A 7,039-nucleotide genomic window follows, 5' to 3' on the forward strand; every position below is an offset into this window, starting at 1 on the left:
CCTCTGCGCGCGCGGGAGGGGGATATCACGGTGCTCGCGGACCATTTCGGGCGGCGCATGGCGGCCGAGCGGGACTGGCCGCAATGGCCGGGCTTTACCGCCGCCTGCGCGGCCGAACTGGAAGGCTATGGCTGGCCGGGCAATGTGCGCGAATTGCGCAATTTCGCCGACCGCTGGGTGTTGGGTGTGGAGCAGATTGCTACCGCTGGTGTGCTGCCGTCGCCGGCGCTATCGTTGCCGGAGCAGGTAGAGCAGTTCGAGGCCGGGCTGATCGCCGCCGCGCTCAAGGACAGCGAGGGCAGCGTGGCGCAGGCGGCCGAGCGGCTGGGCATTCCGAAGAAGACGCTCTACGACAAGATCCGCAAATATCAGCTGGCCGGGTCTTGATCGTCCTGTGAGCAGGTAAAGAAACGCCGCTGCGGTGAGGATCCGCAGCGGCGTTGTGCTGTTCAGCAGAGCTTGCGACGCAAGCATTGCGAGCAGGGTCCTGCTCAGTCCTTCTGGTATTGCGGCGAACGCGGACCATACAGCAGGCCGTTGTTGCCACCGGCACGCAGCAGGCGGTTGCTGGTCACGCTGGCCATCTTGTAGCTGGCGTCGGTGGTGGTGCTGATGATCTGGTTGACCACGGCCGAGAGCAGTACACCCAGCAGACCATTGTTCTGGTTCTGACGACCTTCCGCGCTGGAGGCGCTGGCCGAACCCTGCCACAGGGTCTTGCCGGAACGCAGGTCGACCAGCTTGGCGTCAGCCGACACCACCGTATCGCTCTGCACCACCTTGTAGGAGGTGCCATAGTCGGTGATGTTGATGTAGAGCCCGGCGTCGGCGCCGAAGATCTCACGCAGCTTCTTGACCGGCACCTCGTGAATGTCGGCCGCGTTGGCCAGGCCGTTCTGCTTGAAGGTCTCGCTGGCCAGCGACACCGGGAGCACGTAGTAGCCCGATTCGGCCAGCGGCTGGGTGGCCTGCGCCAGCATGCCGTAAGGGGCGATGACTTCGGAAGAACTGTTCATCGGCGGCAATACCAGGATCGAGGCCGGACGCGCCGCCTTGAACTCGGCATAGTCATAAGGCTTTTGCTTGGTGGCGCAACCCGAAGCCAGCAGCGCCAGCAGTACGGCGCCAAGCGCCTTGAATTTGTTCAGCATCATTTGCTCAATCCCTTCTTGTAGTTGCGCATCAGGAAGTCCATGTATGGCGCCGATTCCGGGAACAGCGTCTTCTCGGTCTGCAGCTCCTGGATCAGCTGGTCTTCCTTGCCGATGGAGGCGTACAGCATGCCCAGGTGGGCGTGGTAGCCGGGGGGCACGGCGTCGTTGTTGGCGCGCATCTTCTGCAGGTTCTCTTCAAGTGCGGCGATTTCGGCGGCATTGCCGTTGCCTTCGGTCTTGAAGTGTTCGTACAGCTGGTCCTGGTAATTACCCCAGCCATAGAGGGATTTCTGCTGGTGATTGGCGCAGCCGGAGAGGGCCATCGCCAGGCCGAGGGCGAACCCGGCAGCGAGTTTCTTGTTCATCATGGTCGGTCTCTTGCGTTCGTGGGAGGGGCTCAGGGCTTCCATGCGCCGGAATCGATACCGGTCACCAGGTTCTGCACCGCTTCGCGGATGGCCAGGTCAAGCACCTTGCCATTGAGCGTGGAGTCGTAGCTGGCGGTGCCGCCGAAACCGACGATCTCGCGGTTGTCCAGGCTGTATTCGCCTGCGCCTTGCGCCGAGTACACCACCTGCGAGGTGTTCACGTCCACGATGTTCAGGGCGACCTTGGCATAGGCCACCTGCGACTTGCCACGGCCAAGGATGCCGAACAGCTGGCGGTCGCCGGTTTCCTTGCGGCCGAACTCGGTGACGTCACCGGTGACCACATAGTTGGCACCCTTGAGGGTTTGCGTCTGCTTGTTCAGCTTGGCTTCCTGCGCCAGCTCGCCCATGTTGTCACGGTCCATCACGGAGAAGCGGTTGCTCTGCTGCAGATGGGTGATCAGGATGGTCTTGGCCTGGCCGCCCAGACGGTCCACGCCATCCGAGAAGATGCCGCGCAGATAGCTGGAACGGTTGTCGAACTTGCCGACGGCGATCGGGCTGCGCGCTCCCTGGTAGGCCTGTTGCGCGCTGGCCACCTGGGCCACCGGCAGACTGCGTGAATTCTCCGTGGCGCAACCCCCCAGCGCCGTCACCATGGCAACTGCCGCCACGGTCGTGACATACCTGCTAAACATAGTCTTTTCCCCGAATTGTTGATGTCGACAAGGGCAGCCCGACTGCCCTTCGATTCATGTTGATGCTCTCGAAAGTGTCGCACCTTGCGTGCGGGCAAGTTTCGAGGCGGCAATTTTATCAGCAGGCAAGAGGAAAAGATGTAGAAAAATCGCTATTTCTTGATGAAATTTAACGGAAAAGCAGATCCCTTATCATGCTGATCACGGTCCGTGCGGGCCCGCATGATGGCGGGTGATATCATCCGCCTCACGCGGACGCTTGGCGTCCATCTTCATCAAGAATCAAGGCTATTCCCCACATGCGCGACATCATCAATGGCTTCCTGCGTTTCCAGCAGGATGTCTTCCCTTCCCGCAAAGAACTGTTCAAGAGCCTGGCCAATGGCCAGACGCCCACCACCCTGTTCATTTCCTGTTCCGACAGTCGCATGGTGCCCGAGCTGGTGACCCAGCGCGAACCGGGCGACCTGTTCGTCATCCGCAATGCCGGCAATATCGTGCCGTCCTTCGGTCCTGAGCCGGGCGGCGTGAGCGCCACGGTGGAATACGCGGTGGCCCAGCTGAAGGTGTCGGACATCGTCATCTGCGGCCACTCCGATTGCGGCGCCATGACGGCCGTGGCTACCTGCGCCTGCCTGGACCACATGCCGGCCGTGCGCAACTGGCTGCATCACACCGATGCCGCCCGGATGATCAACGAGTCGCGCCACCACGAAACCGAAAAGGACCGCATCGACGGCATGGTGCGCGAGAACGTGATTGCGCAACTGAACAACATCCGCACCCATCCCTCGGTGGCCGTGGCGCTGGCACAGGGCCGGCTGGGGCTGCATGGCTGGGTCTACGACATCGAGAGCGGGTCCATCCTGGCGCACGATACGGCGACCAATACCTTCGTGCCGCTGGCCCAGCATCCGGCAGCCAGCAGCAACGACTGACCTGCCTTGAGAAAGGCGCTGGTCAGAGGTTGAGCATCTTCATGCTGGCTTCGGTATAGCGCTCCCCGGCGGCTGCCCCGCGCGGGAAGACGGCCTCCAGCGCCATCAGGTCCTGCGCAGAAAGCTTCACCGAGAACGCGCCCGCGTTCTCTTCCAGATAGCGTCGGCGTTTGGTGCCGGGGATCGGCACGATGTGCGGGTCCTGGGCCATCACCCAGGCCAGGGCCAGCTGGCTCGGCGTACAGCCATGCTGGGCTGCCATTTCCTTCACTTGCTCCACCAGCCGCAGGTTGCGGGCGAAATTCTCGCCCTGGAAGCGCGGATTGGTGCGGCGGAAATCATCCTCGGCCAGATCCTCGAAGCGTTGCAGCGCGCCCGTCAGGAAGCCCCGTCCCAGCGGGCTGTAGGCCACGAAGCCGATGCCCAGAGCGCGGCAGGTGGCCAGCACCTCGGTTTCCGGATCGCGCGTCCACAAGGAATATTCGCTTTGCAGCGCCGTCACCGGATGCACCCGGTGCGCGCGCTCAAGTGTGGCCGACGAGGCTTCGGACAAGCCGATGTAGCGGATCTTGCCGGCCTGTACCAGGTCGGCCAGCACGCCCATGGTGGCTTCGATGGGCGTGTTCGGATCCATGCGGTGCTGGTAGTAGAGATCGATGGTCTCGATGCCCAGGCGCTTGAGGCTGCCTTCCACCGCCTGGCGGATATAGGCCGGACTGCCGTCGACGCCGCGCGCGGAGGGATTGGCCGGATCGCGCCGGATGCCGAACTTGGTCGCGATGAAGAACTTGTCGCGACGGCCTTGGAGGGCGCGGCCGATCAGTTCTTCATTGGTGTAGGGGCCGTACATGTCGGCCGTGTCGAGCAGGTTGATGCCCAGCTCCAGGGCGCGGTCGATGGTGGCCAGCGATTCGGCGTCGTCGCGCTGCGCATAGAAATCGCTCATGCCCATGCAGCCCAGGCCGATGGCCGAGACCAGCGGGCCGTTGCTGCCCAGGCGGCGGGTGCCGACGTGCGAATCCGGTTGCAGGTGAGAGGTGAGGGGTTCGGTCATGGTGCCATCCTTTCGGGGTGAGGAGCGTCGGCCTTGCTGCTGGGGAGTGCGCGGGCAGGTTCAGCACGGGCGTCTTGCTCCAGTTCGTCGTACAGGACCAGCTTGCGCTGCAGGACGGCCAGGTTCTCCTGCAGCTCGGCCAGGGTGTGTTGGACGCAAAGCGTATGCGCCTGCAGCATGGCTTTGCGTTCTCTGACGCTTTCCAGGGTATTACCCTCGCGGCGCAGCTCGGCGTAGCGCAGCATGGCGCGCACCGGCAGACCTGTCGCCTTGAGCTTCTTCAGGAAATCGATCCAGTTCAGGTCTTCCTGGGTGTAGCGGCGATGGCGGTTGTCGCGCCGTTCCACCGGATCGAGCAGGCCGATGCGTTCGTAGTAACGCAGGGTATGCACCGACAGGCCGGTGGCGTCGGCCGCTTGGGCAATGGTCAGGGAAGTCGTCATGGCAGCCAGTCTAGAAGTTGGAGTGCGCTCTAAGTCAAGCGCTGCCTGCCATTATCGGCATTCAGGTCGGAGTGCGCTGGTGGCGGCGAGTTCACCGCCGCGCTTGCTGGTTGTCACACGCAGAAGTCGAATGTTTCGCACAGGAGACTGCTCAGTCCTTCACGCAGCAGATGAAAGCGAAAGAGCTTGTGAGGGTGTTGCGGCAGGACCGCGTCGGCGAAGGGTTTTGCCAGGGCTAGCCCAGCATCGCTGTTAGTGAATATCACGAAGCCATCTCCGTGGATGCTCGAAGCCATCGCGAAAGCCCGGTAGCCAGGGTTGTTGCCCCAATGCCATATCACGGTCTCGTCCTCTCTGCGTTCCAGCCCCCAGCCCAGGCCCCAGTTCAGGTTCAGCTTCGGATTGACCGGTACGGGTGAGTCGGTGATCTGCTTGAGAGTGCGTTCATCGTTGAGGAGGGTGGCGAGAAATAGCCCGTAGTCTCCTGCGCTCGTATAAAGGCTGAAAGCGGCCACGGGGGTCTTGAACGGGAAGGGGCGCACAACCACCCCGTCGTTGGTTGCGCCAGCGATGATCTGGGCTTCCAGTCTCGATTCGCGCACGAAGGCGCTGTTCTTCATTCCCAATGGCTGGAAGACCTGGCGGTGCATGAATGTGTTGAGATTTTCACCGGTCACCGCCTCGACTGCACGCTGAAGCAGAACATAGCCCTCACCGGAGTATTGCCACTTCTCACCTGGCGGCTGCTCGAAGATCAGCGCTCCATCCGCCCAATTGGGCAGACCGCTGGTGTGGTTCAAGGCCATGCGCACTGTGATGTCCCGGAGGCGAGGATCGGTCACCCGTTCGGTCTTGGACGTTTCTCTGTAGGGTTGAGCCTGGTGCAGGTATCCCTCTGGAAGGTACTGCAGCACTGGGGCGTCCAGATCCATCTTCCCCGTCTGCACGAGCTTGAGCACGGCATAGGCGAACACGGGTTTGCTCAAGGAGGCCGCTTCAAAAATGCTGTCCTGAGTCAGGAGCGAAGTGTATGTGCAGCCTGGTGCCACGTCGACCGAATGGAGTTGGCGGTGTCTGATGATCGCTGCCGTGGCACACACGCCGTATCGGCTTGCGGTTTGCTGCAGCGCTGCCTGCGGCGATGGGACCTGCGGGGATGTCCTGTCGCCATGCATTGAGGCGCAGCCCCCGGCCAGTGCGGCCGCGAAGCCCCACAGACCGACCAAGGCTGCTTTATGGAGTGGATATCCGGACATGGATGAGTGATTCATTACCTAGTCTCTGTTGTGTGTGCAAGCGCTCGGTAATGCGCTGCAACGGTGATGTTTTCTTCTTGCGCCAGGGTTGTCGTCGTCGAGCTTCGGGCCGCAAATATGCCGTTGATAGCAGTTGCACGCCAACCATTACCTCAAAGGAAACCCTTTCCTCAAAGATTTTTGATGAAGACATCGAAAAGTGAGTGTTCTTCTTTGACGCACCAGTTCACTTTGCTAGGTTTCGCCCTGCGGTTTGGTTGTGCTTGTTGAAGCGCAGATCAGGCGCAGACGAGCCTTCAGCGAACCAGAGTTGCTCGCCTGGATTGATGACGCGTTTCTTGAAAAGATCAACAGGTGCGGCCGGTTTGAGCCCCCATTGCGGCCGGACTTCCCGGTGATCGACATCTACCCCTGCGAGCCGGACATTGCCCGCGACTCTTCTATGTCAACCTGTCAGCCGAAAAAATCGAAAGGACAGTACCTGATGCTGTTCGCTTTGGTGAGCCTGCTCCATCTTGCGCTACTTTGGTGGCTGACGCATGCCGCTGAGCCACGCGGTCGCGCGGTCAGTATTGGGCAAACATCCGGGGCGATCAGCGCTATGCTGGTGCCGCTGCAAAGCGCGAACCCAGCCGTTCCAGCGCTTAGAGCGTCAACGAAAAACTCAGCAGGCCATGGAGGGCGAGCGCCAGAAACAGTGATTCCGGCGAGGCCTGCCTCGCTATCGCCGATGACCGCGAGGGCTGCCCGACGACGGCCAGCGACCACGCAGGGTGAATGGCAGCACGATGCATCGAAGCAGGCGCTCGATGGTACGCAGGACTCGTACTCATCCCCATCCTCCAGCCTGCCCCTATTGATCCTTCCGGACTATTCCAGAGACACTCGGCCACGGCAAAAGAGCAATGCGGAGATGGCCAGCGAGCAAGTAAACCCCGGAGGGGCACGTAACCGCCTGGCCGAGGGCATCAAGCAAGCTGCTGTTCCGGATTGCGCCAGTGGCGGCGGCTTGCTCGGGCTGCCCGTCATCATTTACAAAGCCGTCAACGACAAGTGCAGATAGGTGAGGCGTGGGCGCAGGCAGCACCATATTGATTGATCTGTTCGCAGAGATGCCACTCTCGGGCA

At 61.7% G+C, this 7,039-nt stretch carries 9 protein-coding genes; 3 read left to right on the forward strand and 6 right to left on the reverse strand.

What is annotated here, in order from left to right; all coding sequences use genetic code 11:
* Window positions 1-387: helix-turn-helix domain-containing protein (locus B3873_RS14950; RefSeq protein WP_286867023.1), on the forward strand; the 387-nt coding region annotated here is incomplete at its 5' end.
* A gap of 104 nt (window positions 388-491) precedes the next feature.
* On the opposite strand, the gene B3873_RS14955 is transcribed toward B3873_RS14950, so the two are convergent.
* Genes B3873_RS14955 through B3873_RS14965 form a run of 3 tightly spaced genes read right to left on the reverse strand, consistent with a single transcriptional unit; the run spans window position 492 to window position 2,220 of the window.
* Complete coding sequence (locus B3873_RS14955) at window positions 492-1,154, reverse strand: DUF799 domain-containing protein (protein ID WP_286867026.1); 663 nt, start codon at window positions 1,152-1,154, stop codon at window positions 492-494.
* A complete protein-coding gene (locus B3873_RS14960) occupies window positions 1,151-1,522 on the reverse strand; it encodes a DUF4810 domain-containing protein (protein ID WP_286867028.1) in 372 nt (123 codons plus the stop codon). Before B3873_RS14960 ends, B3873_RS14955 begins: the two co-directional genes overlap by 4 nt.
* 29 nt (window positions 1,523-1,551) lie before the next feature.
* The gene (locus B3873_RS14965; protein WP_134223027.1) at window positions 1,552-2,220 is read right to left on the reverse strand and encodes a CsgG/HfaB family protein; all 669 of its coding nucleotides are present in this window, start codon (window positions 2,218-2,220) and stop codon (window positions 1,552-1,554) included.
* A gap of 299 nt (window positions 2,221-2,519) precedes the next feature.
* Between B3873_RS14965 and B3873_RS14970 the strand changes: the two genes are divergently transcribed.
* The gene (locus tag B3873_RS14970; protein ID WP_034338314.1) at window positions 2,520-3,158 is read left to right on the forward strand and encodes a carbonic anhydrase; all 639 of its coding nucleotides are present in this window, start codon (window positions 2,520-2,522) and stop codon (window positions 3,156-3,158) included.
* Window positions 3,159-3,180: 22 nt separating this feature from the next.
* On the opposite strand, the gene B3873_RS14975 is transcribed toward B3873_RS14970, so the two are convergent.
* The 3 genes from B3873_RS14975 to B3873_RS14985 form a co-directional block, all read right to left on the reverse strand.
* Entirely contained in the window at window positions 3,181-4,212 is a 1,032-nt protein-coding gene (locus tag B3873_RS14975; protein ID WP_051156270.1) for an aldo/keto reductase, read from the reverse strand.
* Window positions 4,209-4,655, reverse strand: a complete 447-nt coding sequence (locus B3873_RS14980; protein WP_134223026.1) for a MerR family transcriptional regulator — start codon at window positions 4,653-4,655, stop codon at window positions 4,209-4,211. The genes B3873_RS14975 and B3873_RS14980 overlap by 4 nt, the downstream gene beginning before the upstream one ends.
* A 113-nt stretch (window positions 4,656-4,768) precedes the next feature.
* Window positions 4,769-5,926: a serine hydrolase domain-containing protein gene (locus tag B3873_RS14985; RefSeq protein WP_286867036.1), complete on the reverse strand. Its 1,158-nt coding sequence runs from the start codon at window positions 5,924-5,926 to the stop codon at window positions 4,769-4,771.
* A gap of 295 nt (window positions 5,927-6,221) precedes the next feature.
* On the opposite strand from B3873_RS14985, the gene B3873_RS14990 reads away from it, so the two are divergent.
* On the forward strand, window positions 6,222-6,974 hold the full coding sequence (locus B3873_RS14990; protein WP_286867037.1) for a hypothetical protein: 753 nt from the start codon (window positions 6,222-6,224) through the stop codon (window positions 6,972-6,974).
* Window positions 6,975-7,039 lie beyond the last annotated feature (65 nt).

It is taken from the genome of Herbaspirillum sp. UBA812 (genome assembly GCF_002296545.1).
Lineage (GTDB): Bacteria > Pseudomonadota > Gammaproteobacteria > Burkholderiales > Burkholderiaceae_D > Herbaspirillum > Herbaspirillum huttiense.

Excerpts from the sequence above, each read along its gene's own strand:
- B3873_RS14955 (WP_286867026.1), bottom strand. The coding sequence starts at position 1,154 with ATGATGCTGAACAAATTCAAGGCGCTTGGCGCCGTACTGCTGGCGCTG.
- B3873_RS14960 (WP_286867028.1), bottom strand. The coding sequence starts at position 1,522 with ATGATGAACAAGAAACTCGCTGCCGGGTTCGCCCTCGGCCTGGCGATG.
- B3873_RS14965 (WP_134223027.1), bottom strand. The coding sequence starts at position 2,220 with ATGTTTAGCAGGTATGTCACGACCGTGGCGGCAGTTGCCATGGTGACG.
- B3873_RS14970 (WP_034338314.1), top strand. The coding sequence starts at position 2,520 with ATGCGCGACATCATCAATGGCTTCCTGCGTTTCCAGCAGGATGTCTTC.
- B3873_RS14975 (WP_051156270.1), bottom strand. The coding sequence starts at position 4,212 with ATGACCGAACCCCTCACCTCTCACCTGCAACCGGATTCGCACGTCGGC.
- B3873_RS14980 (WP_134223026.1), bottom strand. The coding sequence starts at position 4,655 with ATGACGACTTCCCTGACCATTGCCCAAGCGGCCGACGCCACCGGCCTG.
- B3873_RS14985 (WP_286867036.1), bottom strand. The coding sequence starts at position 5,926 with ATGAATCACTCATCCATGTCCGGATATCCACTCCATAAAGCAGCCTTG.